Origin of the sequence: Pseudobdellovibrio exovorus JSS, assembly GCF_000348725.1 — a bacterium.
Classification (GTDB): Bacteria; Bdellovibrionota; Bdellovibrionia; order Bdellovibrionales; family Bdellovibrionaceae; genus Pseudobdellovibrio; species Pseudobdellovibrio exovorus.
Genome location: NC_020813.1, coordinates 431,680 through 458,330 on the forward strand (window position 1 = coordinate 431,680; position 26,651 = coordinate 458,330).

Annotated in this window: 28 protein-coding genes; 17 read left to right on the forward strand and 11 right to left on the reverse strand. The window is 42.4% G+C overall.

What is annotated here, in order from left to right:
• The first annotated feature begins 5 nt into the window (after nucleotides 1-5).
• The 4 genes from A11Q_RS02265 to A11Q_RS02280 are packed head-to-tail and all read left to right on the forward strand — an operon-like array spanning nucleotide 6 to nucleotide 3,434.
• Nucleotides 6-569: an outer membrane beta-barrel protein gene (locus tag A11Q_RS02265; RefSeq protein WP_015469164.1), complete on the forward strand. Its 564-nt coding sequence runs from the start codon at nucleotides 6-8 to the stop codon at nucleotides 567-569.
• A 13-nt stretch (nucleotides 570-582) separates the two neighbouring features.
• Entirely contained in the window at nucleotides 583-1,566 is a 984-nt protein-coding gene (locus A11Q_RS02270; protein WP_015469165.1) for a fumarylacetoacetate hydrolase family protein, read from the forward strand.
• Between the two features lie 3 nt (nucleotides 1,567-1,569).
• Nucleotides 1,570-2,466, forward strand: coding sequence for a 2OG-Fe(II) oxygenase (locus A11Q_RS02275; protein ID WP_015469166.1), 897 nt, complete (start codon nucleotides 1,570-1,572; stop codon nucleotides 2,464-2,466).
• An 11-nt stretch (nucleotides 2,467-2,477) separates the two neighbouring features.
• On the forward strand, nucleotides 2,478-3,434 hold the full coding sequence (locus tag A11Q_RS02280) for a LysR substrate-binding domain-containing protein (protein WP_015469167.1): 957 nt from the start codon (nucleotides 2,478-2,480) through the stop codon (nucleotides 3,432-3,434).
• Nucleotides 3,435-3,456: 22 nt separating this feature from the next.
• Here the strand turns inward: A11Q_RS02280 and A11Q_RS02285 are convergent, their stop codons facing one another.
• Nucleotides 3,457-3,864, reverse strand: coding sequence for an OsmC family protein (locus A11Q_RS02285; protein WP_015469168.1), 408 nt, complete (start codon nucleotides 3,862-3,864; stop codon nucleotides 3,457-3,459).
• Entirely contained in the window at nucleotides 3,821-6,205 is a 2,385-nt protein-coding gene (gene lon, locus A11Q_RS02290; protein ID WP_015469169.1) for an endopeptidase La, read from the reverse strand. Before lon ends, A11Q_RS02285 begins: the two co-directional genes overlap by 44 nt.
• A gap of 174 nt (nucleotides 6,206-6,379) precedes the next feature.
• Here lon and A11Q_RS02295 point away from each other — a divergent pair, with 174 nt between their 5' ends.
• A complete protein-coding gene (locus tag A11Q_RS02295; protein WP_235044633.1) occupies nucleotides 6,380-7,315 on the forward strand; it encodes a phosphate/phosphite/phosphonate ABC transporter substrate-binding protein in 936 nt (311 codons plus the stop codon).
• A gap of 23 nt (nucleotides 7,316-7,338) precedes the next feature.
• Here the strand turns inward: A11Q_RS02295 and lexA are convergent, their stop codons facing one another.
• Both lexA and A11Q_RS13755 read right to left on the reverse strand, forming a co-directional pair.
• Complete coding sequence (lexA, locus tag A11Q_RS02300) at nucleotides 7,339-8,094, reverse strand: transcriptional repressor LexA (RefSeq protein ID WP_015469171.1); 756 nt, start codon at nucleotides 8,092-8,094, stop codon at nucleotides 7,339-7,341.
• A gap of 65 nt (nucleotides 8,095-8,159) precedes the next feature.
• The gene (locus tag A11Q_RS13755; RefSeq protein ID WP_015469172.1) at nucleotides 8,160-8,345 is read right to left on the reverse strand and encodes a hypothetical protein; all 186 of its coding nucleotides are present in this window, start codon (nucleotides 8,343-8,345) and stop codon (nucleotides 8,160-8,162) included.
• 94 nt (nucleotides 8,346-8,439) lie between these two features.
• Here A11Q_RS13755 and A11Q_RS02305 point away from each other — a divergent pair, with 94 nt between their 5' ends.
• Nucleotides 8,440-9,297 (forward strand): M14 family zinc carboxypeptidase, encoded by an 858-nt coding sequence (locus A11Q_RS02305; RefSeq protein ID WP_015469173.1) that lies wholly within the window; start codon nucleotides 8,440-8,442, stop codon nucleotides 9,295-9,297.
• Nucleotides 9,298-9,324: 27 nt separating this feature from the next.
• Here the strand turns inward: A11Q_RS02305 and A11Q_RS02310 are convergent, their stop codons facing one another.
• Complete coding sequence (locus tag A11Q_RS02310; protein WP_015469174.1) at nucleotides 9,325-9,762, reverse strand: hypothetical protein; 438 nt, start codon at nucleotides 9,760-9,762, stop codon at nucleotides 9,325-9,327.
• 153 nt (nucleotides 9,763-9,915) lie between these two features.
• Between A11Q_RS02310 and ung the strand changes: the two genes are divergently transcribed.
• Both ung and A11Q_RS02320 read left to right on the forward strand, forming a co-directional pair.
• A complete protein-coding gene (gene ung / locus A11Q_RS02315; protein WP_015469175.1) occupies nucleotides 9,916-10,584 on the forward strand; it encodes a uracil-DNA glycosylase in 669 nt (222 codons plus the stop codon).
• Between the two features lie 48 nt (nucleotides 10,585-10,632).
• A complete protein-coding gene (locus A11Q_RS02320) occupies nucleotides 10,633-11,169 on the forward strand; it encodes a hypothetical protein (RefSeq protein WP_015469176.1) in 537 nt (178 codons plus the stop codon).
• Between the two features lie 27 nt (nucleotides 11,170-11,196).
• On the opposite strand, the gene A11Q_RS02325 is transcribed toward A11Q_RS02320, so the two are convergent.
• Nucleotides 11,197-13,035 (reverse strand): ABC-F family ATP-binding cassette domain-containing protein, encoded by a 1,839-nt coding sequence (locus tag A11Q_RS02325; protein WP_015469177.1) that lies wholly within the window; start codon nucleotides 13,033-13,035, stop codon nucleotides 11,197-11,199.
• A 47-nt stretch (nucleotides 13,036-13,082) separates the two neighbouring features.
• On the opposite strand from A11Q_RS02325, the gene A11Q_RS02330 reads away from it, so the two are divergent.
• Genes A11Q_RS02330 through A11Q_RS02340 form a run of 3 tightly spaced genes read left to right on the forward strand, consistent with a single transcriptional unit; the run spans nucleotide 13,083 to nucleotide 16,475 of the window.
• Nucleotides 13,083-14,663: an ABC transporter substrate-binding protein gene (locus tag A11Q_RS02330; protein WP_015469178.1), complete on the forward strand. Its 1,581-nt coding sequence runs from the start codon at nucleotides 13,083-13,085 to the stop codon at nucleotides 14,661-14,663.
• A 40-nt stretch (nucleotides 14,664-14,703) separates the two neighbouring features.
• Entirely contained in the window at nucleotides 14,704-15,651 is a 948-nt protein-coding gene (locus A11Q_RS02335) for an ABC transporter permease (protein ID WP_015469179.1), read from the forward strand.
• Complete coding sequence (locus A11Q_RS02340) at nucleotides 15,651-16,475, forward strand: ABC transporter permease (protein ID WP_015469180.1); 825 nt, start codon at nucleotides 15,651-15,653, stop codon at nucleotides 16,473-16,475. The genes A11Q_RS02335 and A11Q_RS02340 overlap by 1 nt, the downstream gene beginning before the upstream one ends.
• A 40-nt stretch (nucleotides 16,476-16,515) precedes the next feature.
• Here the strand turns inward: A11Q_RS02340 and A11Q_RS02345 are convergent, their stop codons facing one another.
• From A11Q_RS02345 to A11Q_RS02350, 3 genes are all read right to left on the reverse strand, one after another.
• Nucleotides 16,516-16,791 (reverse strand): PilZ domain-containing protein, encoded by a 276-nt coding sequence (locus A11Q_RS02345; protein ID WP_015469181.1) that lies wholly within the window; start codon nucleotides 16,789-16,791, stop codon nucleotides 16,516-16,518.
• A 114-nt stretch (nucleotides 16,792-16,905) separates the two neighbouring features.
• The gene (locus A11Q_RS14050; protein WP_083860466.1) at nucleotides 16,906-17,124 is read right to left on the reverse strand and encodes a C1orf53 family protein; all 219 of its coding nucleotides are present in this window, start codon (nucleotides 17,122-17,124) and stop codon (nucleotides 16,906-16,908) included.
• Between the two features lie 2 nt (nucleotides 17,125-17,126).
• Nucleotides 17,127-17,672 carry a hypothetical protein gene (locus A11Q_RS02350; protein WP_148284920.1) on the reverse strand — a complete coding sequence of 182 codons (546 nt, stop codon included), beginning with the start codon at nucleotides 17,670-17,672 and terminating at the stop codon, nucleotides 17,127-17,129.
• Nucleotides 17,673-17,905: 233 nt separating this feature from the next.
• Here A11Q_RS02350 and A11Q_RS02355 point away from each other — a divergent pair, with 233 nt between their 5' ends.
• Nucleotides 17,906-18,343 (forward strand): aquaporin, encoded by a 438-nt coding sequence (locus A11Q_RS02355; protein ID WP_015469183.1) that lies wholly within the window; start codon nucleotides 17,906-17,908, stop codon nucleotides 18,341-18,343.
• A gap of 114 nt (nucleotides 18,344-18,457) precedes the next feature.
• Here the strand turns inward: A11Q_RS02355 and A11Q_RS02360 are convergent, their stop codons facing one another.
• Nucleotides 18,458-19,684 carry an NADP-dependent isocitrate dehydrogenase gene (locus A11Q_RS02360; RefSeq protein WP_015469184.1) on the reverse strand — a complete coding sequence of 409 codons (1,227 nt, stop codon included), beginning with the start codon at nucleotides 19,682-19,684 and terminating at the stop codon, nucleotides 18,458-18,460.
• Nucleotides 19,685-19,809: 125 nt separating this feature from the next.
• On the opposite strand from A11Q_RS02360, the gene A11Q_RS02365 reads away from it, so the two are divergent.
• The 5 genes from A11Q_RS02365 (at nucleotide 19,810) to A11Q_RS02385 (ending at nucleotide 25,661) form a co-directional block, all read left to right on the forward strand.
• The gene (locus tag A11Q_RS02365) at nucleotides 19,810-20,877 is read left to right on the forward strand and encodes a 3-dehydroquinate synthase (RefSeq protein ID WP_015469185.1); all 1,068 of its coding nucleotides are present in this window, start codon (nucleotides 19,810-19,812) and stop codon (nucleotides 20,875-20,877) included.
• Nucleotides 20,864-22,054 (forward strand): 3-phosphoshikimate 1-carboxyvinyltransferase, encoded by a 1,191-nt coding sequence (locus tag A11Q_RS02370; RefSeq protein ID WP_015469186.1) that lies wholly within the window; start codon nucleotides 20,864-20,866, stop codon nucleotides 22,052-22,054. The genes A11Q_RS02365 and A11Q_RS02370 overlap by 14 nt, the downstream gene beginning before the upstream one ends.
• Nucleotides 22,051-23,811, forward strand: coding sequence for a shikimate kinase (locus A11Q_RS13315; RefSeq protein WP_015469187.1), 1,761 nt, complete (start codon nucleotides 22,051-22,053; stop codon nucleotides 23,809-23,811). Before A11Q_RS02370 ends, A11Q_RS13315 begins: the two co-directional genes overlap by 4 nt.
• Nucleotides 23,808-24,830, forward strand: coding sequence for a chorismate synthase (gene aroC, locus A11Q_RS02380; protein WP_015469188.1), 1,023 nt, complete (start codon nucleotides 23,808-23,810; stop codon nucleotides 24,828-24,830). Before A11Q_RS13315 ends, aroC begins: the two co-directional genes overlap by 4 nt.
• Before the next feature lie 276 nt (nucleotides 24,831-25,106).
• Nucleotides 25,107-25,661 carry a TMEM165/GDT1 family protein gene (locus A11Q_RS02385; RefSeq protein WP_015469189.1) on the forward strand — a complete coding sequence of 185 codons (555 nt, stop codon included), beginning with the start codon at nucleotides 25,107-25,109 and terminating at the stop codon, nucleotides 25,659-25,661.
• 63 nt (nucleotides 25,662-25,724) lie between these two features.
• On the opposite strand, the gene A11Q_RS02390 is transcribed toward A11Q_RS02385, so the two are convergent.
• Nucleotides 25,725-26,636, reverse strand: a complete 912-nt coding sequence (locus A11Q_RS02390; protein ID WP_015469190.1) for an endonuclease I family protein — start codon at nucleotides 26,634-26,636, stop codon at nucleotides 25,725-25,727.
• Between the last annotated feature and the right edge of the window lie 15 nt (nucleotides 26,637-26,651).

A 26,651-nucleotide genomic window follows, 5' to 3' on the forward strand; every position in this document is an offset into this window, starting at 1 on the left:
ATTTTATGAACCTATCAAGACTGATTTTATCGTTGATGTTTTTAGCGCCGTTAAGTGCATTTGCCCAAAAAGGATTTTCGTATTCTATGCCTGCGGTTGAGGTGGGATTCAAGTGGAGTTCTGCCAATCAAACGGGAGCTGAATCTAACAAACAGTCGTTAGCTATGCAGTTGGGTGGTTCAGGAGTTCTGAATCTATCGGATAGTTTTGGTATCAGAAGCGGTCTATTCTATTCTGAACGTGCTTTTAAATCAGAATTTATTGCGGGTATTACAGGTGAAGGTAAAATCACTTACTTCGAAGTGCCATTACACTTGATGTTTAAATTTGAAGATTATGCCGGAGTTTATTTAGGACCTTCTGCTGCTATTAAGCTAGGTGACGAATACAAACCGGGAAGTTTGCGTGATGTAAAAGATTTTGTTGTGCCGTTAACGTTCGGTGCTCAATTTAAATTTCATCCAATGATGGGTGTAAATGTTTTCTTTGAAACAGTCACTGGTGAGTTAGCCCGTGGAGTTGAAAACTCAAGAGCTGTTGGTGTTAACTTAATGATCGTTTTAGATTAAGCGGAGTGTTGGAATGAAACTGGGTTCTTTAAAATCGACAAAATCATTGGATGGCAAACTGATTGTATTTTCAAAAGACTTAAAGTCTTATGCAAAAGCTTCGCATATTTGCCCTTCTTTGCGTGAGGCCGTCGAAAATTGGACTCAAGTTCAACCTCAGTTAGAATCTTTATATTCGCAGTTGAATACAGCAGGCTTTTCTGCTGCTATTCCTGCAACGGATGAAAATGTATTTCATTCGGCATTGCCTCGCACATGGCTGTTTGCAGATGGCTCGGCCTTCATTCATCACATCAAGCTCGTACGTCAGGCGCGTAATGCGCCATTGCCTGAAACACTGTTGACCGTGCCTTTGATGTATCAAGCTGAATCTGGACGCTTCTTATCGCCAACAGAAAATATTCCACAGGTGGATTTCACTCATGGCACTGATTTCGAAGCTGAAGTCGGTGTGATCGTAGATCATGTTCCTATGGGTGTGACGCCAGATCAGGCTTTAAAGCATATCAAGTTAGTTGTTTTGATTAACGATGTGTCTTTGCGTGGTTTAATCCCAGCAGAACTCGCACAGGGATTTGGATTCTTCCAAAGCAAGCCGAATAAAGCGTTGTCTCCGGTTGCGGTGACAGTGGACGAATTGGCAGGCGATTGGAAAGATGGCCGTGTTCATTTGCCATTATTAGTGAAGCACAATTCTGAATTCTTCGGTAAAGCCAACGCCGGAGAAATGCATTTCCACTTTGGACAGTTAATAGCCCATGCAGCGAAGACACGTGACTTGGCTGCTGGTAGCTTGATCGGCAGTGGTACTGTAGCGAACGAAGATCCAACAGTGGGTTCTAGTTGCTTAGCTGAAAAAAGAATGATTGAGCAAATCAAAAACGGATCACCGACAACACCATTTATGAAAGATGGTGATACGATCGAGATCCAAATGAACAACACCAAAGGTGAAAACATTTTTGGCCGTATTTATCAAAAAGTAATAAAAGCCTAGGCGATGAAAAACATTCTTGTTCAAAAGAATTTTTATCCTTCTGCAAGTCGCTTACGCTCTGAGTTTGAACAAAACTTTGCAGATTCTAAGTCGACCCATCAGAAACGTTTTGTTTGGGATTTCTGGTATGATGAAGATCAGTACCATTTGATTCGGACTCCGGCCTATCACTACTTTACACCGACAGAGTATCAAAACTTCCATTCGTATTTAGTGCAGTGGGGGCGGGAGTATTTGGGTTGCCATGATATTTCTCCGCCGTGGTTAAGTTATTATGTGGATGGCTGTTATCAGAAGCTGCATTCCGATGTGCCCCATGGTCCGTGGGCTTTTGTTTACTCGTTAACTCCGAATAAAAAAGAATTTAAAGGTGGCGAAACGTTAATTCTAAAAAACAGCACCTTAGATTTTTGGAGTCACTACGGACGTGAAAGAGATCACGAGCAAAATAGCTTTGTCGATATTATCCCATCGCTGATGAATCAATTGGTAGTATTTGATCCTCGTTTCCCGCATGGGGTGACAGAGGTTAAAGGCACTCGTGATCCTTTAAAAAGTCGCCTTGTGATGCATGGTTGGTTTGTTAATCCTCGTCCTTATGTGGTGGGTGGTTTAAGTACAGCAGCCGTGCAGAAGGCTTTGAACACTGTCTTTGAAGGTTTAAATCCCGTGCTTTCAAATATTGGTTTATTAGACGGAGCTTTATCTGTTCGTCTACATGTGGGAGCTGATGGTTTGGTTAAACAGTATCAAGTGCTGACAGACACATTGGTTTCGTTACAACATCAGGAAGCCGATATTCGCTATCTAAAAAAGGAACTTAAGTCGTTATTTAGTCATGTTCGCTTTGTTAAAACAAAAAAAGCATCAAAAATTACGATGCCGCTGATTTTCAAGTAGAGGTAATTGATATGACATTAACTCAGTTGTCGTATGTGGTCGCTGTAGATAAGCACAAAAATTTCGGAGTTGCAGCTCAACACTGTAAAGTGACTCAGCCTACGCTTAGCATGCAAATTCAAAAGTTAGAAGACGAGCTTGGTGTTATCTTATTTGATCGTACAGAGCAGCCGATCAAAACCACGAAGGTGGGTGAGGCGTTACTGAAGCAGGCAAAAGTGATCTTGCGTGAAGCGCAGAAGTTTGACGAGATGGTTTTAGAAGAAAAAGATGAGTCTCGTGGCGAAATCCGTATTGGGGTTATTCCGACATTGGCTCCTTATTTGATGCCGCTATTTCTAAAAGACTTCACTAAAAATAACGAAAACATTAAAGTGATTGTTGAGGAATTACAGACTCAGCAAATCATTCAAAAATTAGATGATGCTGAACTCGATTTAGGATTACTCGTTACACCAATTGATCATGCGGGACTACAGGCCGACCCTATTTTTTACGAGCCGTTCATGGCCTACGTTTCGGATAAGTCTCCGCTAGCTAAGCTCAGTAAGGTTGACCAAAAAGATCTGAACTCAGGTGATCTGTGGCTTCTTAATGATGGACATTGTTTCCGCGAACAGTCTTTATTGATTTGTAAAAACCGCAAAAAAAATTCGGATCAAAATAAGAGTTTGATGTTTGAAAGCGGCAGTCTGGAAACGATTAAAAAAATGATCGATCAGGATTATGGTTTTACACTGTTGCCATATCTAGCGACATTAGATCTGAAAAACTCAAAACGCCTAAAAGAATTTTCACACCCAGTTCCGACCCGTGAAGTGAGTGTGATTTACAGTAAGTATTTTAGAAAAAATAAAATCAAAGATAACTTGATTGAAAGTATTCGTCGTCATTTGCCGGAAGGCCTAGACATCGTGGCGAATAAGAAAATCCAAGTTGTAGACCTACCGATCGGGCAACTGAGCTAGTCATAGCCCGATCTCAAAAAAGTTAGACCGTATAACGATACTCGATATCCGCTTGCACTTCGGGGTGAAGTGAGCGTTTTACAGGGCAATTGTTGCCAGAGGCCTCAAGTTTTTCGCGATAGTCTGTTGGGATAGAGGTTGGTAACTCAATGATCGTCTTTAAGCTAGCGATTTTGCGTGGAGCTGCTGACATCACCTTTTCCACACTCATGCGCGAACCGATTAAGCTCACGCCGTCTTTTTCGGCCATGATCGCCATAGTGGTTAAAACACAAGTCCCTAAAGCTGTCGCCACTAAATCCGTCGGAGAGAAGCTCTCTCCGCGGCCTTGATTATCTTTCGGTGCATCTGTATCTAAAAGAGTTTTAGATGGCTCATGTTCAACTTTACAGTGCTTTTCTCCCAAATACGTGGCTGTCATTCTGACCATAGATTAAATCCTCATTCCAGTTTGATAAGTCCAAGTTCAGGGCTTTGTTCAGAACCTCATTAATGTGTTCGACAAAGCTGAACTCTATTTGGGATCGTACATCTTCTGGAACATCTTTCAAATCTTTTTCATTACGTTTCGACATGATGATCTTATTCACGCCGGCACGATGGGCTGCAATGACCTTTTCTTTAATACCACCGACAGGTAAGACTTTACCCCTTAAACTAATTTCCCCTGTCATAGCCAGTCTTGGGTTAACAGGTATACGGGAAACTAATGAGGTCAAAGATGTCAGCAAAGTCACACCCGCCGATGGTCCATCTTTAGGAATAGCTCCTGCAGGTAAGTGGATATGAATATCATACTTACTGAAATCAAATGTCGGAGCGATAAAGTTTAATCGCGCTTTGATAAGCGATTTTGCAATCTGTGCAGACTCTTTCATCACATCACCTAATTGTCCGGTCAGGATTAAGTCTCCTTTTCCTGGGACCAGAGCTGATTCGATAAAGAGGATGTCTCCGCCTACTGGGGTCCATGCTAGTCCTGTCACAACACCGGGTTGAGTCAGTTGATCGGTGACTTCGTAAGTGAATCGTTCGGCTCCGAAAATTTCTTCCACATCGTGAGCTTCGACTTTAATCTTCACTTCGGTATTTTTTAGAATGTCCTGACATTTGGCGCGGCAGACTTCGCCTAACTTTCTTTGTAAGTCACGAACGCCGGCTTCGCGAGTGTAATGCGAAATCACTTTTAAAATAGCTTCATCGCTGATGTCGATTTGTTCTAAAGTCAAACCATGCTCGGTGACCTGTTTAGGCCAAAGATGGTTTTTGGCAATATGTAGTTTTTCAGCCGTAGTGTAACCACTTAGATCAATGACTTCCATACGATCTAGCAGCGGCAAAGGAATTGACTCTAGCGAATTCGCCGTGGCGATGAACATAATATTCGACAGGTCAAATGGCGCTTCAAGGTAATGATCCGTGAACGAGTTATTTTGTTCAGGATCAAGTACCTCAAGTAGGGCCGCAGCAGGATCTCCAGAGTATCCGCGAGCGAGTTTATCAATCTCGTCCAGAACTAAGACGCTATCGTTTTCGCCAGCTTTTTTCAGAGCTGATAAAATACGACCGGGAAGGGCTCCTATATAGGTGCGTCTGTGTCCTCGGATTTCTGACTCGTCGCGGACTCCTCCTAAGCTGATTCGCTGATATTTCTTACCAAGGGCTTTAGCGATACTTTGTCCCAATGAGGTTTTACCAACCCCAGGCGGGCCAATGAAAAGCAAGATAGATCCGCGTTTATCCTTTTTCAATTTTAAGACCGCCAAATGTTGTAAGATTCTTTTCTTAATTTTATCTAAGCCATAGTGATCTTCGTTCAGAACATCTTCTGCATGATCTAAATTAATTTCTGTATTGGCTGAGGATTTATTCCATGGCAATGCGAACATAAAATCTAAATGGGTACGTAAGATTTGATACTCAGGCGATTGTGAGTTCATGTTTTCGAGTCGACTGAGTTGTTGCTCGGCTAAATCAAGAGCTTCATCCTTAAGGTTCAATTCGGCTAGTTTTTGTCGATAGGTTTCAATGAGGCTCTGTTCGCCTTTTTCACCGAGTTCTTCTTTAATTGTTTTCAATTGCTCGCGCAAAATCATATCCCGCTGTGTTTGCCCCAGCTTAGAATTGATTTTTTGATTGATGTCCTGACGGATAATAAGGTTGTCTTTGAATTTTTGCAGAATAGACAACAAGATCATCACTCGGTCTTTGATGTTCTGAGTTTCTAAGATCTGCTGTTTTTCTTCCAAAGGAATTTCCGTATTGGCTGCTGCCATATGCGATAAAAGAGAAATATCATCAAGGGCTTCAACCATTTCTTGAATGGCATCCGTATTCCCCGGAATGACTTCTAAGATTTGTTTAGAAATAGTTTTCAGACTATTAAGAAGCGCCTCTTCTGTGGTTTTATCGATGTCATAGATGTCATCTAATCTTTCCACATAGGCTTCAAAGATATCAGATTCTGGTTTGAATGAACTCACGCGTACGCGGTAATAACCTCGCACCACGATAAAATAACCGGAATCAGCGGTCCCTTTGATAGATTCAACTTTTGATAGAGTTCCTATTTCATGTAGATCATCTATATTGTCGATAGGTTTACTGGGATCTTTTTGTGTTAAAGTGACGATCCAATTATTTTTCGTTTTAGAAATATCAACTGCTTTAACGCTTTTATCACGTCCAACTTTAAGAGCTTGAGTAACACCCGGAAAGATCACGGTATTCTTTAAAGGTAAAACTGAAAACGATCCTGTAGGTATTGACATGTGTTGCCCCCTTTAATGATACAAGAATGACGCAAGTATTATACTGGTGCCATAGGATCAATGTGAGGGCTCATCTGTAACTGTCAAGGTGACAATTTGGACGTACATAAAAAAACATGGAGTCTAGTTGTAACTTATTGTTGCACGTCCAAATAGGGGGCGTTATAGCTTTACATGTCGAATTTGAGGTTGAAACCAATGCCACGATTAAAAATTAAAAATTTACTTTTTGCTTTTCTGACACTTTCTTTAGTGGCCTGTACTCAAAACAAATCTGAACTGGGAAGTAAAAAAAATCCCATCAAATTTTATTTAGTGCCAGCGCAAGATATCATGACATTAACAGAGCAGGGCAAAGTACTAAAAGAATACTTGGCAAAAGATCTGGGATTAGAAGTCGAGTTGGAGCTACCCACGAACTACGTGGCTGTTGTTGAGGCCTTTGGTTCAAAACGCGCTGACGTCGCGATCCTAAATACATTGGGCTATGTTTTAGCCCATGAAAAGTACGGAGCTGAAGCGAAGTTGAAATTAATCAATCGCGGACGTGATCAATACTATGGGCAAATTATTGTTCGCCATGATGGTCCGAAAACCTTGAAAGAACTCAACGGAAAGAAATTCGCGTTTGTCGATCCAACCTCAGTATCGGGTTACCTCTTGCCACAACGTCTTTTTAAACAAGAGGGGATTACCATTAAAGAAAGTGTCTTTGCAGGAAAGCAAGACACAGTGGTGACGGCTGTCTATCAAAAACAAGTAGATGGTGGTGCTACTTTTTATACTCCTCCAGATGACGATGGCACACCGAAAGACGCCCGTTGGTTATTGCGTACACAATATCCGGATATTTACGAAAAAGTTAAAATTTTACAGCTTACAGATCCAATTCCCAATAATCCGGTGGTCTTCCGAAAAGATATACCTGAGGAATTGAAAACTAAAATTATCGAATCTTTAAAAAAGTACATCAAAACTCCTGAAGGGGCTAAAGTCATGATGGACTTGTATCACATCACCGAATTCCGTGAAGTTGCGGATAAAGATTATGATATGGTCAGGCAGTATCTAAAAGACGTGGGCATGAAGTCCCACGATTTCGTACAATAATTATTTAGATTAAGATCAGATTTTTAATAACTGCGCAAAAGGGCTTTCACAAGTCCTTTGATTTGCACTTGCTGTGGTTGATACCACATAGATGTCAGGCGCTTATTCGCTGGACGAAGTTCGATCAATTTGCCCATTTCAGGTGTCTGTGGATTCGCTTTGTGAAAGAAGCGTTTTACAGTGGCTTCCTGTTCCACGCTGGCGACAATTAAGTCTCCGTCACGCGCTGTTGCCTGTGACTGAATAACTAAAGTATCACCATCAAAGATGCCTTCTTCGATCATGGAATCGCCTTCTACTTTTAAAGCAAAAAGATCTTTGTGGTTTTTAACAAGATTCAAAGGAATATCAATGAACTCATTATCAGTGAGTCGTTCAATCGGAGCACCGGCAGCTACACGGCCAAGAAAAGGTATTGGCAGAACCTTCATATGATCGTCAAATGCAGAGTTTTTTGGGGAAGACTGATTTGATAGAGAGCCACGTGAAGGTTCTGCCGGAATTTGTAGTCTTTCAATAAGATCTTTTTGAAAAGCCTCAGCCGAGTGAAGCAATTGAATAGCGCGCTTCTGATTCTGAGCGATGCTGACGTAACCCTTCTGTGAGAGCTGTTTCAGATAGTTCTGTACGGAGTTAAATGAAGCGAAACCGAAGTGGTCACAGATTTCTTGATATGAAGGCGAAATCCCTTTGTGTAGGAGTTCGGCCTCAATAAATTGAAGAACTGATTTTTCTTTAGCGGTCAGGGAAGGGAGGGGCTGTTGTTGGTTTCTTTTCATACACATAAATTACAGTGTAATTTATGTGTAAGTCAACCCCCTAGACCTTATTTTTTAAGGAAGGATTATTTAATACGTAAATGAGGGTTCACACGATAGCTCACTTCCGTCTTAAGATCTTCTTTCGTGATCTCACTGGAGCTCGCAACCTTACGCTGGTGAGGACTCGGTGAGCAGTTCTGAAAAAACAGAAGCATAAAAGGGTTTGCGATTAATAGTACTGCCAAAAAATAACTGCTCTTAGTTGCCATTCGAGGCCCTCCCGACCTAAGGTCTAGTAAGCTTTTCGGCGGTTCTCTAAAAAACATGAGGACTTTTTTCAGGACTTATGGTCAACTTCCCAAAATGCGGCATTTTTTGTGGCTTTTTCTATTCTTGCATGGCGGTATCAGTTCTGCCGAATCAATCAGTTTGAAACAAAAGTGTATTCAGGCTTTACAGAACTATAAAAGCTATTATAAAGACCCCTCAGTTTTGGAACGCGTGTGCGCACAAGCCGAGCAAAAAGAAGGCTGTACAAGCAATGAAGGCGTGCCGATTTTTCACGTCGACAGCAACAGCAAGTCTACCTCTGCAAAAAAAATATTGGTGATCAGTTTAATTCATGGTGACGAAACAGAAGCGGGAACTCTTGGACGTTTCTGGATGGAGCGTCTGCAACAGTTAGAATCGTCTCGCAATAGCTGGCGTGTAATTCCTGTGGCCAATCCAGATGGTGTTAAACGCCTGACTCGCACCAACGCCAATGGCGTGGATTTAAATCGCAATTTCCCTACAAAAGATTGGAATGCAGAAGCCCTTAAGAATTGGGAGCGCCAAGGTAAAAAATCCCCTCGCCGTTTCCCAGGTAATGCAGGTGGTGATGAAGTTGAAACCAAGTGTCTTATGGGACATGCCGAAGATTATTCTCCTGATTTTGTAGTTTCGATTCACACGCCTTTAAAAGTTTTGGATTTCGATGGGCCGAAACTTAATCGTCGTATTCGCTACGACTATTTGCCATGGAGAAGTTTAGGAAATTTCCCTGGAAGTTTAGGGCGCTATCTTTGGGTGGAACGTCACACTCCGGTTCTAACAACAGAGCTAAAAAGCACACTGCCCGAAAGCGAAGGCGTTTTCGAGCAGTTGCAAGATTTAATCGGTTCTTTAATTCAGTCAGATTTAAGTCGACCAAAAGTCACAACAGCCAACGACCACCATTGATATGATAGTGTTGGCGCTGCAGACTCCCTAGTGGATCTGTGTATTGTCGCTGGCTTCTTTAATCGCGTTGATACGATCAACAGGATTTTCTATTTCCTCTTGAATCTCAATCAGCTTTTCAATAAGTCCCTCTTTAGCCATACGAACGGCTTCGAAGATGTCATTGTGGAAAGCTTCGGCTTCAATCGAGGATTCACCATCTTTTAAAACAATGGCCAGACGATAACGATAGCTTTCAGCGATAGAGCTGGCTTCTAAGTCAGCATATTCTTCAACTTCTTCGGTTTCGCCCGTGCGCTCGGAAAGATAAGAAACTTGAGGGTCGCGAGCCACCACCATGACCACTGTCTCGGGAGTGACGAACGGATTAAATTCAAGAATTTGCTGGTAGATATAGGCCTTAACCTCGGGATCTGTTTCCAGCAAATCAAGGGTGTTTTTCAGAAAGTTTGAATTTTGAGACATACTGCACCTGCCTTTCTGAGCATTAGAATTACTTATATTTTAACATTGAGGCCGATTTTTAAAAAGTCTAATAAATGAGTTTTTAAAAAATTGTCTTAGACTCAACCTATAATGAGATGTGTCTCAACCTAGGTCAGTATATTATATTAACCTATGTCACAGATAAAATTGTCTAATAGTTGGCTTGAGTACTTAAAAGGTGAATTCGAGAAAGAGCATATGAAAAAGCTCAAACTTTTTCTGACTCAACAATATCAAAATAAAAAAATCATCTTTCCTGCTACACAAAATTATTTTCGCGCTCTGGATCTTGTAGATGTGAAAAAAGTCAGAGTGGTTATTCTAGGGCAAGATCCCTATCATGGAGTGGGACAAGCCCATGGCTTGAGTTTTTCAGTTCCTGAAGGTGTGCCTTTCCCACCCTCTTTACAAAATATTTTCAAAGAATTAAAAGAAGATTTGAAAATTGATTTGCCGAAATCTGGGGACCTGACTCGTTGGGCAGAACAAGGCGTGCTGTTGCTGAACAGTGTACTTACTGTAGAAAAAGACAAAGCGGCGTCTCATCAAAATCAAGGATGGGAACTTTTCACAGACAAAATCATTTCTGTCATCAATGAAGAGTGTGACCATGTGGTCTTTGTTTTATGGGGAGCCTACGCTCAGAAAAAAGCGGCTTTTGTCGATAAGAAAAAGCATCTGGTCCTTGCGAGTCCGCATCCGTCGCCTCTTTCAGCCCATCGGGGCTTCTTTGGCACACGACCTTTTTCGAAGGCGAATGCATGGCTTAAGTCTAAAGGTAAAGAGCCGATTCAATGGTAGGGCATTCCTAGACTACTCAGTGCTGACGTAAATGATTAAGATGAGCCCATGAAAAAGAAGATAAGTTTTTTATTGGTGTTCTTGGTGGCCGGAGCAGCGCAAGCTGATCTTTCAAAATCAACAGTCTTTTCCCTTAACACGATCTACATGGATCGCGACTACGATGACAATGGTGTGAAATCGAAACTGAAAATGACAGATACGGATTTTCGCTTGATGCGTGTAGAAAAAGGTTGGGCTTATGGTGCTATTTACTCGCTGTCCTCAAACGACTCTTCGGATGCTCAACGTAACAGTGCTGGATTGTCTTTAGGTTATTATTCTCAGAAAGATTTCTTTATCAATTTGCATTACTACTTAACCAGTAAATATAAAGCAGGTGCTTTAGAGTACACTAAAGGTAATGGGTATGAAGTGGATGTGGGCATGTTGTCCAAAGTGACCTCCAGTGTTTACATCGGTCTTTTGATGGCACTCAAAAACTTTTCGTACTCAGAGCAAACAGTTAGCGGTGTTACGAGTTCGGCCAGTGCAACTCATAGGGAAGTGATTCCGATGTTCACTTTCGCCATCGCCTTTATGTAATTGCGTCTTTAAATTAATAGTGAATACCTAGCGATTATTGAGGCTGAGTTCTTGTAACTCGGCCTCTTTTTTTTCTAGGTTTTCCATATGCTCTAATAGGATTTCTTCCGTTTGATTGATCTGCTGAGAGACTCCTGAAGATTCGATAGCAATCTGTTGGGCCTGCGCCCCTTGTGCGGTTAAGAGCTGATTGTTCAGCTCTTCGAGCTTCTTATTTAAATTGAATAAAATCTCTTCTGTTTTCAAAATCTTTCGCTGAAGTTCTTTGGCCTCTGAAGAGAGTTTCTTCTGCTGTTCTTTATAGTTAAACTTGGCTTCAGGCTTACTTGTGGTTGGGGACGTGGCTTTCGCAGCTTCTGCGGCATTGGCGGCAAAGCGCTCTTTGAGGGCGCCTTTTTCCAAACTCCACAAATAGTCTTCATAGCTTCCAGGGTAGATTTCAACAAAGCCATCACGAATTTCGATAATACGTGTGGCGACTTTATTGATAAAGCTGCGATCATGGCTGACGACAACCAGCGTGCCTTTGAATTCCGTCAGAGCAACGGCTAAAGCTTGAACTGTATCGAAATCTAAATGATTTGTCGGTTCATCCATCAGCAGAAATGGTTTTCTTTGCAGCAGAATTTGCCCTAGGGCCACGCGGGTTTTTTCTCCGCCTGAGAGCACTTTGATTTTTTTGTGAATATCATCACCTGAAAATAATAAAGAGCCGGCGATATTCAAGATCTCTTGTGCTGTGGTGTCGTGATAGGCCTTTCTTTGCAAAGAATCCAAGATGGTGTCTTCAGCAAGAAGCTCTTCGGTCAAGTGCTGAGCAAAGTAAGACAACGAGACATTGTGTCCGAGTTTGTGTTCACCACTTAATAGCGGCAGGCGTTCCGCAATGGATTTTAAAAGAGTGGATTTTCCGGCCCCGTTATAACCTACGACTCCGAAACGATTTCCCCGTTCAAACGAGAGATTGACGTTTCTTAGAACACAGTGATCACCATAACCTAAGTTGGCTTCACGTAAAGAAGCGACCTCTTTACCTGTGGCAATAGGCTCTGGCATGTGAATACGCGTGCGCACAGGCAGAGCTTTGATTTCAATCGGCTGCATTTTTTCTAATTGTTTCAAACGGCTTTGTGCCTGCTTTGCCTTAGTGGCCTTTGCGCGGAAGCGATCGACGAATGACTGCAAATGCTTACGTTTCACTTCTTGGTTTGCCGCTTGCTGGGCTTCCAATTGGCGCCACTCTTCTTTTTGCTCAAAGTAGTCATCAATATGGCCGGGGAATTTGACGATGTTACCGCTTTCGACCTCGAGTGTGTGTTCTGTGGTTCTTCTGAGGAACTCACGGTCGTGGGAAATCAGTAAGAAAGCGCCTTTGTAGTCTTGTAGAAATTGCTCTAGGGCCAAGATGCTTTCAAGGTCCAAGAAGTTCGTGGGCTCATCCAGTAACATCAGGTCAGGCTCAAGACCGATCAGATAGACGAGCTTCATGCGCATGCGATACCCGCCACTGAGCTCAGTTAAAGGGCGCTGGAAGTGCTGTTCTGTGAGGCCGATACTTTTACCGATCTGTTTGAGGTCCCAGATAGGCTTAATGCACTTTTCCGCGAGGTACTCTTCCGCCACTTGATTAAGCGTCCAATCGGACTCTTGTTCCAAGTAGCCAATTCTGAGGTTATGGGCTTTTGTGACCTCGCCTGAATCTAGGGTTTCTTCGCCGGCAAGGACCTTAAAAAGTGTGGTTTTTCCTGCACCATTTGGGCCAATAACGCCAATGTGTTCATTCTCGTTCACCGAGAACTGAGCCTGATCAAAAAGCAGCTTTGACCCGTATTGTTTAGATGCATTGTAAAGTTGAAGAAGATTCATTCCTGTGCCATTCTACCGCAGAAACTAAATACAACAAAGGATCTGATATGAAAACATTATTAATATCATTGGTAGCTTTAGCTTCCGTTAAGGCTTTTGCTGCACAAAATTTTGTCTTTTGTATGGAAGGCTCGCCTTCATCATTCAACCCGCAATTGGTTACAGACGGGGTGAGTATGAATTCTAGCGCCCAAACCGTATTCAATCGCTTGGTTGAATTCAAGTACGGCTCTACAGAAATCGAACCAGGTTTAGCTGAGTCATGGACCGTGTCTAAGGATAAAAAGACCTACACGTTCAAATTAAGAAAAAATGTACCATTCCACTCAAACGCTTTCTTTAAGCCTACGCGTACATTCAATGCGGATGACGTGCTTTACACGTTCAAATCGCAGTTGGACAAAAAGCATCCATTAACAGTGCCTGCAGCCAATTATGAGTACTTCCACTCAATGGAATTAGATCAGTTGATTACTGATGTTAAAAAAGTAGATGACCATACTGTGGTTTTCACTTTGAGTCGTCCAGAAGCTCCATTCTTGGCTAACTTAGCGATGGATTTTGCCAGCATTATGTCTGAAGAGTACGCGCAGTCATTGGTTAAATCAGGCCGTGGTTTGAAAACTTTAGAAACAGCTCCGGTTGGAACGGGTCCATTTGTTTTCAGATCTTACCAAAAAGACTCAGTGGTTCGCTACCGTGGGTTTGATGAGTACTACAAAGGTAAACCAAAAATTGAAAACTTAATATACGTGATCGTAACAGACTCAACAGTTCGTCTACAAAAGATGAAATCAGGTGAGTGTCACGTTATGAGCGAACCACAACCACAAGATATTGACCAAATCAATGCAGCTAAAAATATCAAATTAGTTTCGACTGAAGGGTTGAATGTTTCTTATCTTGCTTTCAATACTCAAAAGAAACCTTTTGATAATTTGAAAGTACGTGAAGCGATCTCATTAGCGTTTAATCAAAAATCATACATTGATATTATCTACAGATCACAAGGTGTGGCGGCGAAGAACCCAATTCCTCCAACAATCTGGTCTTACAATAAATCAATTCCTTCACACGAGTACAATGTTGAAAAAGCTAAAAAGCTTTTAGCAGAGGCTGGTTATGCTAAAGGTTTTGACACTGAGTTGTGGACATTGCCAGTGTCTCGCGCCTATTTGCCAAATGGTAAAAAGTTAGGTGAGTTGATGCAGGCCGATTTAGCGAAAATCGGTATCAAAGCAAAACTAGTCACTTACGACTGGCCAATCTACTTAGAAAAATCTCGTCGTGGTGAACACCAGATGTTGCAATTGGGTTGGAACGGTGACAACGGCGATCCAGATAACTTTATGAACGTTCTATTGGGTTGTGCTGCTGTAAAAACGGGAAGTAACAATGCTCGTTGGTGTGATAAAGAATTTGATTCTTTGATGATCAAAGCCAAAGAAGACTCAAATCAAAAAGTGCGTACAGGCTTTTATGAAAAAGCACAGGTCATTTTTAACAAACAAAAACCATGGTACACAATCGCTCATTCAAGATTGAATCGTGTTATCTCAGATAAAGTTGTGGGTTATAAAATCGATCCATTCGGCCACGAGAACTTCTACAGTGTCGATCTTAAATAAGTTTTTAAAATTACTTTTTTCATTTCTATTTTTAAGTCTGATGAGTTTTTCGATCATCAGACTTATTCCGGGTGATCCAGTACAGAATCTGATTGGCGAGCGTGGAGCTTCTGAAGAGCGCATAGCCGAAATGAAAAAGAACCTAGGTTTAGACAAATCTGTCGTTGAGCAATACCTGATTTTCACTGGTAATGCTTTACGTGGCGAGTTTGGTGAATCGATTGTTTCTAAACAGCCGATCATTAGCGAGTTTAAAGTTCTTTGGCCGGCAACGTTTGAGTTGGCTTTCTTTGCTATTCTTTGGTCAGCAATTGTCGGGATGATTCTAGGGGTTTTAGCGGCGGTGAAGCGTAATTCGATTTGGGATTACGGAGCGGTGAGCTTGTCTACTGTGGGATTTGCCATGCCGATCTTCTGGTGGGCCTTGATCATTATCTTTTTCTTTGCTGTCAGTTTGGGGTGGTTCCCAGTTTCAGGTCGTATCGGTTTTGAATACGATGTGCCTTATCGAACAGGTTTCTTCTTAATTGATTCTTTATTGTCTGACGACAAAATGTCTTTCTTTTCGGCGTTGAAACACTTGGTTTTGCCAGCTTTTGTTTTGGGTACGATTTCTTTGGCCTTGATCGTACGTGTAACGCGTTCGTCGTTTATTGATATTCAAAAAGAAGATTATATCCGTACAGCCCGCGCTAAAGGCTTGAAGCCCTACCAAGTGATTTTCAAACACATTTTTAAGAATGCACTTCCGCAAATTTTAACGGCGTTAGGATTGGCTTTCGGACAGCTTCTAACGGGTGCGATTATGACCGAAACGATCTTTTCTTGGCCGGGCCTAGGGCGCTGGCTTATTAAAAGTATCGAGGCCCGTGACTATCCAGCGGTACAAGCAGGACTTTTTTATTCTATGTTGATCATCATCGTTATTAACTTATTAACAGACGAAGTTATTAAGTTAGTAAATCCAAAACTAAAAGAGAGTCTGTAATGAAAAAACTTTTTAAGAACAGAAGTTTTTTGATTGGCTTCAGTTTATTTTCATTTTTTGTTTTTGTAGCCGTGGTTGCTGTTTTTTGGACTCCTTACAGTTACCAAGAGGTTTTTGACGGAGCCTCTTTATTGCCACCTTCGACTCAGTTTTGGTTGGGTACAGATGATTTAGGGCGTGATTTGCTCAGCCGTCTTTTGGTTGGAGCCCAGTTGTCTTTGGGTATTGGCGTATTGGTCGGTGGAATCTCGATCGTTATCGGGGCTTCTTTAGGTGTGATTTCAGGTTACTTCGGTGGCCGCGTGGATCAGACCATCGTTCAAATCATGAGTGCCATTCAAGCGATGCCAAGTTTACTTTTGGCTTTATTTGTTGTGGCGGTTTTAGGTGGGGGTGTTTTAAATACAATCCTCAGCGTGACCTTGGTGTCGATTCCTTTGATGTACCGATTGGTTCGGAGTGCCGCCCTAGTAGAATCTAGCAAGGACTATGTGGTTTCAGCCCGAGCCTTAGGTGCTTCAAACTTCCGTATTATCAAATCGCATATTTTTCCAAACTGTACGACGCCTATTTTGGTTCAGACCGCGGTCTGTTGTAGTGAGGCTATTTTAAATACAGCAGCGTTAGGATTCTTGGGTTTGGGTATTCCGGCTCCGTATCCTGAGTGGGGCACAATGCTCAGTGATGCGAAGACATTTATTCAAACGGCTCCACAGTTGATGACAATGCCGGGTATCTGCTTATTGTTATTAATTCTTTCGACGCAGTTGATGAGTGATGGATTGCGCGATCAATTAGACCCTAAACTAAGAGGTCGCTCTTAAAGAGCTAAGGACTGAGGGAGCCCATGGGGCTCCTTTTCGTTTAGCTAGCGGATCTTCCTTCGATTCCTACGAACTGTAATCCTGATATATATTTTCCATCTATAAACGAGCTATGGGTCACATAGGCCAACATACGAATGCTTTCATCTTTTTCATTTTTATAAACCAACGAGACATATTTTTTTTGTGGTAAGGCGAAGTCGGTGCTGATGCCAGCTCCCATGCGTGAGAAGTTCAGCATCAGGGATTTAACAGCTTTGCCATTCAACAACAGGACGCACGGAGAGTGTAAATCAACTCGTTTAAATTTTCGCATATCCAGATGTATTGCAATCCGTATTCACAGGTCCACTTAAGTATAGGCGTTATGAGCGTATCAAATCAGGACTGCGATGTAAGGTTAGGCAGAGGGCGGAAAAATCTTATACAGCTAGTAAGGACAGTGGCGGCAGCCATTGTCACAGCAATAACCACGTCTTTTGAGGTAGTCGGCTGTAAAAACGTAAAGACCATTAGTATCTATGTAATAGTCTTTTTCTGGAATCAGGGGAGTTTCAGGAGAGCTGTTATCGGGAGGAGCATTTTTTAAGTCGGTCCGAGGGGTGGAACCGACCTGTTTTTTGAAAATCTGGAAAAGTCGTTTAATCAAGATTAAAGGATTGCCTTAGGCATTACTGGAAGCATGAATTCATTTTGTACAGAGAATACCGCTGTTGCAGATTCAAGTGTTTGGCTAGCAGAAGAAATACCTTCAGCTGTGTAAGTAACAGTTCCGATAGAGTTCAAAACCATTTCACAAGTTGAGTTACTGAAGTCTTCAACAATGATTTCTTCGTTAAGACCTTGAGTCGTTCCGCGTGCGATATATTGTACAGAACATGGAGTTTGTTGGATATCTACGATCGCCAATTTAATTTGCAATGGAGCTGGCATCACTTGGATGCACATCATACCTGGGGCGCAACGAGGCATTGCCTTATTAACAACCAATAAAATTTCTTTTGCGCTCAATTTAACATTGGCACCAGTCACTGATTGAAAGCGAGGGTTGATCTGATTTAATGTTTTATCGATTGAAGAGACATTCAATTGAGCAAAGACATAAGCTTCGCCACTTTCTTGCATGCGGAAATTATTAGCAGCTTTAACATTGATAGCTGCAATGGTAACTAAAATTGAAATAAGAACTGACTTCATAAAACCCCCGACACCTAAGATCATCATTTGTAATGAAGTTTCCTATATCAAAGTCTGTGCCAAATTGAGCTTTGTTTTAAACGCAATAAAGTGCCGGAAAGCATAACCATCACGGATTTGGCGGTTCCAAAGTGAAATTTCAGTTTGAATTTGGGAGTTTCTAAATGGAACTACGCTTATCGGAGTGGAACTGAACTCGTACGATTAACTCATAACAACAAGAGGAGCATCGAATGAATCTTAAAAAATTATTAGCTGAAGTTATAGGAACATCATGGTTGGTTCTAGGTGGATGTGGAGCCGCAGTTCTTGCCGCAGCATTTCCTGAAGTCGGAATTGGACTGCATGGCGTTTCGCTGGCTTTCGGTTTGACCGTTGTCACTATGGCCTATGCGATCGGCTCGGTTTCTGGCTGCCACTTGAATCCGGCAGTGACGATCGGTTTAGCAGCGGCAGGATTTGCACCTTTGGCTATCGGTTTAGGATTAACTTTAATCCACTTAGTTACAATTCCAGTGACGAACACATCGGTAAATCCCGCACGTAGTTTAGGGCCAGCAGTCTTTGTTGGTGGATGGGCATTACAGCAAGTATGGTTATTTTGGGTAGGGCCAATTGTGGGTGCGATTATCGGAGCTTGCGCTTACAAAGTAGTTCACTCAGAAAAATAATTTAAAGACAGCAGATTCAATTTAAAAAAGATTCTATAAAAAATTGAATGACTAGAAATAAAAAAGCCCTCGTAAAGAGGGCTTTTTTATTGGTTCATGATGAACGCAACTTACTTACAGAGCCATGGCCTTTTTCAAGTTGCTGTCGATAGCTTCTAAGAAAGCCTCAGTGTTCAAGTATTGGTCTTGAGTCACTTTGTCGCCGTAAATACATACAGCTAAGTCTTTTGTCATTTTTCCAGACTCAACAGTTTCGATACAAACTTTTTCAAGAGTTGTTACAAACTTATCTAATGCTGGATTGTTGTCTAATTTTGCTCTGTGAGCTAAACCACGAGTCCACGCAAAGATAGAAGCGATTGGATTTGTTGACGTTGGCTTGCCTTGTTGGTGCATACGGTAGTGACGAGTCACTGTTCCGTGAGCGGCTTCAGCTTCGATAGTTTTTCCATCTGGAGTTACTAGAACAGAAGTCATTAAGCCCAATGAACCGAAACCTTGTGCTACTGTATCCGATTGAACGTCTCCGTCGTAGTTTTTACAAGCCCATACGAAGTTACCATTCCATTTCAATGCGCTGGCAACCATGTCATCAATCAAGCGGTGTTCATACGTAATACCAGCTTCATCCATTTTAGCTTTGAACTCAGTTTGGTAGATCTCTTCGAAGATATCTTTGAAGCGACCATCGTATTTTTTCAAGATGGTGTTTTTAGTTGAAAGATACAAAGGCCATTTTTTTGCTAAAGCTGTATTGAAGCAAGAGCGCGCGAAACCTTTGATCGACTCATCTGTGTTGTACATAGCCAAAGCCACGCCATCACCTTTAAAGTTGTAAACTTCGTGTTGAATCTTTTCGCCGTTTTCACCTTCGAAAGTGATCGTCAATTTGCCTTTTCCTTTAGTCACGAAATCAGTCGCGCGGTACTGGTCACCGAACGCATGACGTCCGATACAGATTGGCGCTGTCCAGTTAGGGACTAGGCGAGGTACGTTTTTGCAGATGATCGGCTCACGGAAAACAGTTCCATCCAAGATATTACGGATAGTTCCATTTGGTGATTTCCACATTTGTTTTAAGTTGAATTCTTTTACGCGAGCTTCGTCAGGAGTGATCGTCGCGCATTTGATACCAACATTGTATTTCTTAATGGCTTCAGCGGCATCAACAGTAACTTGGTCGTTAGTTTGATCGCGATATTCCATGCCTAGATCGAAGTATTTAATCTCAAGATCTAAGTAAGGTAAGATCAATTTATCTTTGATGTATTTCCAGATGATGCGGGTCATTTCATCGCCGTCTAGTTCAACAACGGGATTGGCTACTTTAATTTTTTCCATAGGGTTCCTCTCTATAATTTCGCTAGAATTTTGCCTCTCGATATTATAGTGTTCAGCTTATATCGGTAAATAGTAGGCCTCTCTGTTGACGCAGACAGGCGCAGAAGAAAAGAGTGAAGGCTTATATGAGTGCCTATATAAGATCGGCCCCAATTCAAAATACGACGGAATACTTGTCAGTTTTACCAGCACGTAAGCTATTTCCGATTGAAACGGTCTTGGTATTTGACTCTATTTTGTCTCGTTATCCTGCATTTGCGCGCTGGAGCCAAAGCTTTCGCTACCGTGTGCCCTTGAAGTCAGGCGAAAAGCTAAAAACTTTAGATAGTTTAAACGCCACATTGAAAAAACTGAATCAGATGCAAATTCCCCAATCCACAGAGCTGACTTTCGTCGCTGTTGGCGGGGGAAGTGTCGGTGACTTTGTTGGTTTTTTAGCCAGCACCTACTTGCGTGGTCGTCGCTTGATACAAATTCCTTCAACATGGCTTTCCGCTGTAGATTCGGCTCATGGTGGAAAGAATGGCCTCAATTTTCTAAATACTAAAAATCAAATTGGAACTTTCTATCCTGCACAGAAAATTTATCTGTGTGAAAGCTTATTGAAAACACAGCCGCAAGCTCGATTGACGGAAGCCATGGGTGAGGTCATCAAAATTGCTTTGCTATCGGATAAAAAATTATTCGAAGAAATTGAAAACCAACATGGAGTTTTAAGTTCCACACAACTTTTTAAGAAGTTACCAGAAGTTGTGGGGCTGAAATACAAAATCGTACAGCAGGACCCTTTAGAGAAAAAAGGTCATCGTCGTCTTCTCAACTTAGGACACACATTGGGGCATGTGTTTGAAAGTCACTTCCAGTGGCCCCATGGTTTAGCGGTGCTGATGGGGATGCAGTTTGCTGCCCGTTGGAGTCGCCATCGCGGGCTGTTGTCAGAAAAAGATTTTTTCCGAATTGCTTTAGTCATTGAGTCTTTAAATCTCCAGATGGATTTAGATCAGGCGTTATCAAAGATTCCTGACCAAAAGATCAAGGCACTTTTATCTAAAGATAAAAAATTAACATCAGCATCCGAAATGGACTTTATTTTTATTCAAAAAATAGGACGTTGTCTGCGTCAGAAAGTAAAGCTGTCTGACATTTTACAAGAAGTAAAACGGCAAAGGGCAGTAGCCGATGTTTCACTTTAAGGGCGAAATCATCACCTCTAAGTCATGGCTGAATCGCGCTTTGGTGATGCAGCACTTCAATCCCACAACACAGTTAACAGCAACGGCAGATTCAGACGATGTACGCTCTTTACAAGGCGCCCTTCGCGACCTGTCTTTGTCCTTGCACGAATTTGATTTGGGATTAGGTGGTACAAGTTTTCGTTTTTTTTCTTTCCTAGTTTCGCGTTATCAGGGTGAGTTTTTAGTAAAAGCTCACGCACGCTTACTTGCGCGCCCTCAAGGTGAGTTGTTGCTCATATTAAAACAGTTGGGGGTTCAAGCTGAACTGCGGGACGACGGACTTCATCTGAAATCAAATGGCTGGTTATTAGATCCACGCACCTCAGTACAGGTGGCGGCAGAAGATTCGAGTCAGTTTATATCGGGGTTGTTATTAAGTGCATGGAACCTCGATCAAGAACTAAAAGTCGAAGTTAAAAAGCCGCTAACGTCTTTTGCCTATTTGCAAATGACGATTTCACTTTTACAAAAAAGTGGGATGAAGTTGCAAGTGACGGATACAGCAGACTCTTTACAAATCCTTATACCAGCCAAGCAAAAAGCATCTGTACTTGAGATCGAACCAGAACCAGATGTGAGTTCTGCGTTCTCTTTAGTGGCGTCAGCAGTTGTTAATGGTGATGTAGAAATTACGAATTGGAATGCGAACTCCACTCAACCAGATCAGATTTTTTTAAAGCTCTTTACGCAAATGGGAATTTCCTATCAAGAGTCCTTAGGTCAGTTAAAGGTACAAAAACAGCAAACATGGCGGGGAGTCAGTGCAAATCTGAACACATCACCGGACTTGTTTCCGGTTTTGGCGGTGTTGTGTGCTTTAGCTGAAGGCGAATCTATTTTGTCTGGAGCGGCTCATTTACGTCATAAAGAATCAGATCGCATTGCGAAGACTGCGGAGCTGCTGCAGCTTTATGGATTCCGTTATGAAGTTTTACCGGATGGTATGAAAATTTGGGGAAGAAGCTCGACGCAAAGTCCACAACAACCGACAGTGTTCAATCCTGAACATGATCATCGGATGGCCATGGCCGCCGCAGTTTTAAAGCTGGCGGGATATTCTATTCAGATTTCAACACCGGAAGTGGTGAATAAAAGTTATCCTACCTTCTGGCGGGACGTGGAGCTGGTCGTATGAAGCGTGTATTCATTGGTCATCGGGGCACGGGAAAAACAGCTCTGCTTCAACGTCACAGTCAAATTTTTAATCAAATTTTCCCACAAATTCCTCACTTGGATTTAGATTTAGAAATTGAAAATTACGTCGGTGAACCACTCAGTGACTATTTCACACGCGTAGGTGAAGTGAAGTTTCGCCAAGTTGAGCAAGAGGTTTTTCTTCGAATTACAGCCCAACCGAACTTTGTGATTTCTTTGGGTGCGGGCTTTGATGTGAGCATTATCCCGAATGATATTGAGGTTGTTCTTGTGCGCCGCTTAAGTGATTCCGATGGAAGAATCTTTCTAGATCGTCCCCGTTTAAATACAGACGTGTCGTTATTAGAAGAGTATTATCAGCGGTATCATCAAAGGGAAAATCGTTACATCGAAGCGGCGGATTGGGTCTACCACATGCCGGAAGGCATAGAAGATGCTGGCCCCGCAGCTCATGCTATCGAGGGCTCTATTTTACGTCGTGATTTCAATGTCGAAAATGCATATTACACCTTAACGGCACAAGAGCTTCCATTCATCGAACAGCTCTTACGGAATTTTTCTAAGATAGAGTTAAGAACAGATCTGTTAGAGGCCGAGCAAATTGAGTCTTTGCTAGAGCGTTACCCTTGGCATGAATGGCTGGTATCAGTTCGTAGTGGTATGGAACTGAATTGGCAGCGTATTCACATGTTGGATACAGATATTCATTATTATCGTGAAGGCAGTCAGATTATTTCTTGTCACGAAGATCATATTAACTACGCCATTCAGCAGCTAGAGCCTTTTGTCGGTAAAGGGCATTTAAAGTTAAGCTCTTTGGTGGATAGTTTTGACGGACTCATTACGGGTTATCGTTGGCAGCAAGAGGACCCTGAGAATCGCAGCTTTCTACCGCGTTCAAGCATTGGCAGATGGCCATGGTTTCGTCAGCTATCTTCGTATTGGCAGAGTTTAAACTTTATTAAAAGTCGTACCGAGATGTCCGATCAGCCCAGTTGGTTTGAGTGGTTAAGTTTACCGCCTGAGGCACCACAGAAATGGGCGGCTGTTTTAGGACGACCAGTACATGCTTCGCGATCGCCTACGCAGCACCATGAGTTTTTTCATAAGCGGGAAACATTTTTTACGCGTGTGAGTTTGAATGAAGATGAACTGTTGCAGCACCACAGTTTTCTATCTGAATTAAAATTGGGATATGCGGCGGTGACGTCTCCATTGAAAGAAATCGCTTTGCAGATTTCTAAGAATCCGTCGCCAGTGTCTCAGAAGTTACAGGCTGCGAATACGCTCATGTTGAAAAATGATGGTTGGTGGGCACACAATACGGATCTAGAAGGATTTAAAAGTTTAACTCGTCAGTTGTCTAATCACGCCAATGTGGCCATTTGGGGTGGCGGTGGAACTCTGCAAATGATGAAAGAAGTTTTACCACAGGCAATCAGCTACTCGAGTCAGACGGGTAAAGTTCGTGATCCGAATCATTATAAAAACGAACAAGAACCACAGCATCTAGGTGAAGCGACCCAATTTGATGTCTTGATATGGGCAGCACCGCGCTTAGAAAAGACGTTATTTCCAAGCGAAAAGTTACAGTTTAAAGAAGTTCTTGATTTAAACTATGTTGACCATTCAATGGGGTTAGAGTTTGCAGTAAATCAGAAGATTCGTTATACCTCGGGACTTGAAATGTTTCGAGTGCAAGCGCTACATCAGCAAAAATTCTGGGAGCAAGTATGAGTGCAAATAGTTTTGGACAAATATTTAAAATGATCAGTTTCGGAGAAAGCCATGGCGTGGCTTTAGGAGTTGTGATTGAAGGCTGTCCTGCCGGAGTTGTTTTTGATCAAGACCTTTTAGTGCGTAATATGCAACGACGTCGCCCAGGTCAAAGCTCTGTGACAACAGCGCGGAATGAAGCTGATGCTCCAGAGGTTGTCAGTGGAGTTTTTGACGGAAAAACACTCGGTACGCCAATTTGTATTCTGGTTCGCAATGCAGATCAGCGCTCACAAGATTATGAGTCTATTCAGCACAGTCCACGTATTGGTCACGCCGACGACACATGGAAAACTAAGTTTCAACATGTAGATCACCGAGGGGGTGGACGCTCATCAGGGCGTGAAACACTGGCGCGTGTATTGGCGGGCTCAGTGGCGCAGATGTTGTGTCAGCAGTTGCTACCTCAATTGCAGGTGAAATCATTTTCGTCACAGATTGCACATCTTCAATTGACTGAAAATGCAGAGCAGATTTGGAAAGTGAATGTAGATGAATATATAACTCGTTTGCCACATGAAAAATTAAACAATGAGGCTGTGCAGTTACTCGAGTCAGCGAAAGTAGCTGGTGAAAGTTATGGCGGCACAGTTCGGACTTTTGTAAAAAATGTTCCTGCAGGATTAGGTCAGCCTGTTTTTCATAAATTTAAATCGGATTTAGCTTCAGCGATGCTCAGTATAGGGGCCACCACATCTTTTGAGTTTGGAGCCGGCCATGAAGCCGTTCGCAGTAAGGGTACAGAGTTCCATCAAGATCTGCAGTCGGCTGTCTATGGCGGTATCCGCGGTGGTTTAACGACGGGTGAGCCTTTAGATTTCAGTGTGGGATTTAAACCGACATCCTCGATTAAAGATACAGCGAAGAAAGGCCGTCATGATCCCTGCATTGTTCCCCGTGCTGTGCCTGTTGTAGAAGCGATGACATGGTTAGTTTTAGCGGACCATGTGTTGTGGAGTCGTTTAGATCGTATTCGTTAAGTTATTAATTAAGCTGGAAAATCAGTGAATTAAATCGGAGTCTATTTTCTGTATTCAATTCCGGCCTTGCGCATTTCAAAATTTATCGGCATACTCAATTCAAATTGTTAGGGAGTAGCCAACTTCTTAGAAGATAAGAAATCGACAAACTGGGTGATGTACCCCGGTTTCTTAGCAGCCTCAAAACTGTCGGCGAGACTAACTAGAGTCATATTAATATGGCTGTAGTGTCTCGCGTTTCGCAGTACCACAGCCTTAAATTTTTTGGAGGCTGTTTTGGAATCCATAATTCAATCGTTTTTACTCGTGTTAGCCAGTGAGATGGGGGATAAAACCCAACTCATCGCTTTGGTTTTAGTGGCCCGTTTTCGGAAGCCGTGGACCATTATGGCGGGCATTCTGGTGGCGACCTTGGCGAACCATGGTTTAGCCTCATTTGCCGGAGAGATGGTCGCCAGTTGGCTGAGCCCGCAAGTCTTAAAGTGGGGACTGATCGCTCTGTTTGTCGGATTTGGTCTTTGGATTCTGATTCCTGATAAAGAAGAGTGCTTGGATGAAAGAAAAAACTACGGAGCTTTCTTAACCACACTCGTCGTTTTTTTCTTAGCCGAGATGGGGGATAAAACCCAACTGGCTACAGTGGCATTAGGAGCCAAGTTTAATTCGGTAGTGGCCGTGACGATAGGATCTACGCTGGGAATGATGGTGGCCGATGGTTTAGCCGTATTTTTGGGGCCTCGTCTTTTACGTAAAATACCAATGAAAGCTGTGCGTATAACAGCATGTTTCTTATTTATTGCATTTGCGATTTTGATTTATTTTCAGATTTAACTGATGAAGAACAAATGGAGTAGCTAGGACTAGCTACTCCGGTTTCTGTAGAGATTTCTACGACTAATTATCTTCTGGTTCGTAAAAAGAAGCATTAACAGAACGGAAGCTATCGATTTGATCAACAAGGTCCGCGAAGTCGATGAAAGGATTGCGATTTCCTTGTAGCTCTTCAATCTTATTGTTGCGCTCAAACTCTTCTGCATCCACAGGATCTTCTTTGTCCCATGCACGTAATGCTTCTTCTTCGGCTGCATTGATTGAAAGTTTGTAGCGAGTTGCAAAATAGAAAATCGCGCGAGCTGTATTTCCTTTTTGTGTATCAGGAACTTCGAAAACATCTTCGCCACCGCGTTTCCCACGACCAACGCGGTTATGAGGGCATTTAAGAGTTTCACGATCATGGATCACATCACCAAAGCGCAATGAGCTACGCGTTGAGTTCATTTGTGAATCAGTTGGGAATAAGTGATGTAAATCCGCTTTTTGTAGATGTCTGTCGGCGCCACCGAAGCGGCTTTGTGGCCAAGTGTGCTCTGTATTGATGATGTTTCCAGATTTAGGAAGTTTGTCTGGTCCTAGTGTTGGGGCTCCGCCAAAATCGCGATCTGTAAATATTTTTTCACAATAAACGTCTTCAACAGCATATTCGCCGCTATCAAGTTGTTCTAGATGAAGTTCTCCGAAAAGCTTTTTACGGGCGCCATCGTATCCCAATGAGCGGTGTTCGCGGCAAGGTGAATCGTGACCGCCACCAGAATTACAATTTGGTATAAGCACATCTGGGCGTGAGCCTTGCTTAACGTGACCGCTGCTCATAATACGATAAAGCTCTTGTTTTAGTTCTTGATCGCGTAATGATTTTTCATGGTATTGGACTAAGAAGTCTTGTCCGTAATAAAGAGGAAGTTGTTGGGCAGATGCCCATTGGAAGCTGGCAAGGATCACAAACAGAAGCAAAACATTCGCTCTCATAAAACCCCTCTAAAA

What these genes read in the sequence shown, in the direction of transcription:
- A11Q_RS02285 (WP_015469168.1), bottom strand. Translation starts at nt 3,864, where the DNA reads ATGGTCAGAATGACAGCCACGTATTTGGGAGAAAAGCACTGTAAAGTT.
- A11Q_RS02330 (WP_015469178.1), top strand. Translation starts at nt 13,083, where the DNA reads ATGAAAACATTATTAATATCATTGGTAGCTTTAGCTTCCGTTAAGGCT.
- A11Q_RS02370 (WP_015469186.1), top strand. Translation starts at nt 20,864, where the DNA reads ATGTTTCACTTTAAGGGCGAAATCATCACCTCTAAGTCATGGCTGAAT.
- A11Q_RS02335 (WP_015469179.1), top strand. Translation starts at nt 14,704, where the DNA reads ATGAGTTTTTCGATCATCAGACTTATTCCGGGTGATCCAGTACAGAAT.
- A11Q_RS13755 (WP_015469172.1), bottom strand. Translation starts at nt 8,345, where the DNA reads ATGGCAACTAAGAGCAGTTATTTTTTGGCAGTACTATTAATCGCAAAC.
- A11Q_RS02305 (WP_015469173.1), top strand. Translation starts at nt 8,440, where the DNA reads ATGCGGCATTTTTTGTGGCTTTTTCTATTCTTGCATGGCGGTATCAGT.
- ung (WP_015469175.1), top strand. Translation starts at nt 9,916, where the DNA reads ATGTCACAGATAAAATTGTCTAATAGTTGGCTTGAGTACTTAAAAGGT.
- A11Q_RS02340 (WP_015469180.1), top strand. Translation starts at nt 15,651, where the DNA reads ATGAAAAAACTTTTTAAGAACAGAAGTTTTTTGATTGGCTTCAGTTTA.
- A11Q_RS02270 (WP_015469165.1), top strand. Translation starts at nt 583, where the DNA reads ATGAAACTGGGTTCTTTAAAATCGACAAAATCATTGGATGGCAAACTG.
- A11Q_RS02360 (WP_015469184.1), bottom strand. Translation starts at nt 19,684, where the DNA reads ATGGAAAAAATTAAAGTAGCCAATCCCGTTGTTGAACTAGACGGCGAT.
- A11Q_RS02320 (WP_015469176.1), top strand. Translation starts at nt 10,633, where the DNA reads ATGAAAAAGAAGATAAGTTTTTTATTGGTGTTCTTGGTGGCCGGAGCA.
- A11Q_RS02295 (WP_235044633.1), top strand. Translation starts at nt 6,380, where the DNA reads ATGTCGAATTTGAGGTTGAAACCAATGCCACGATTAAAAATTAAAAAT.
- A11Q_RS02325 (WP_015469177.1), bottom strand. Translation starts at nt 13,035, where the DNA reads ATGAATCTTCTTCAACTTTACAATGCATCTAAACAATACGGGTCAAAG.
- A11Q_RS02365 (WP_015469185.1), top strand. Translation starts at nt 19,810, where the DNA reads ATGAGTGCCTATATAAGATCGGCCCCAATTCAAAATACGACGGAATAC.
- lon (WP_015469169.1), bottom strand. Translation starts at nt 6,205, where the DNA reads ATGTCAATACCTACAGGATCGTTTTCAGTTTTACCTTTAAAGAATACC.
- A11Q_RS02345 (WP_015469181.1), bottom strand. Translation starts at nt 16,791, where the DNA reads ATGCGAAAATTTAAACGAGTTGATTTACACTCTCCGTGCGTCCTGTTG.
- A11Q_RS02350 (WP_148284920.1), bottom strand. Translation starts at nt 17,672, where the DNA reads ATGAAGTCAGTTCTTATTTCAATTTTAGTTACCATTGCAGCTATCAAT.
- A11Q_RS13315 (WP_015469187.1), top strand. Translation starts at nt 22,051, where the DNA reads ATGAAGCGTGTATTCATTGGTCATCGGGGCACGGGAAAAACAGCTCTG.
- lexA (WP_015469171.1), bottom strand. Translation starts at nt 8,094, where the DNA reads ATGAAAAGAAACCAACAACAGCCCCTCCCTTCCCTGACCGCTAAAGAA.
- aroC (WP_015469188.1), top strand. Translation starts at nt 23,808, where the DNA reads ATGAGTGCAAATAGTTTTGGACAAATATTTAAAATGATCAGTTTCGGA.
- A11Q_RS02265 (WP_015469164.1), top strand. Translation starts at nt 6, where the DNA reads ATGAACCTATCAAGACTGATTTTATCGTTGATGTTTTTAGCGCCGTTA.
- A11Q_RS02310 (WP_015469174.1), bottom strand. Translation starts at nt 9,762, where the DNA reads ATGTCTCAAAATTCAAACTTTCTGAAAAACACCCTTGATTTGCTGGAA.
- A11Q_RS02275 (WP_015469166.1), top strand. Translation starts at nt 1,570, where the DNA reads ATGAAAAACATTCTTGTTCAAAAGAATTTTTATCCTTCTGCAAGTCGC.
- A11Q_RS02280 (WP_015469167.1), top strand. Translation starts at nt 2,478, where the DNA reads ATGACATTAACTCAGTTGTCGTATGTGGTCGCTGTAGATAAGCACAAA.
- A11Q_RS02355 (WP_015469183.1), top strand. Translation starts at nt 17,906, where the DNA reads ATGAATCTTAAAAAATTATTAGCTGAAGTTATAGGAACATCATGGTTG.
- A11Q_RS02390 (WP_015469190.1), bottom strand. Translation starts at nt 26,636, where the DNA reads ATGAGAGCGAATGTTTTGCTTCTGTTTGTGATCCTTGCCAGCTTCCAA.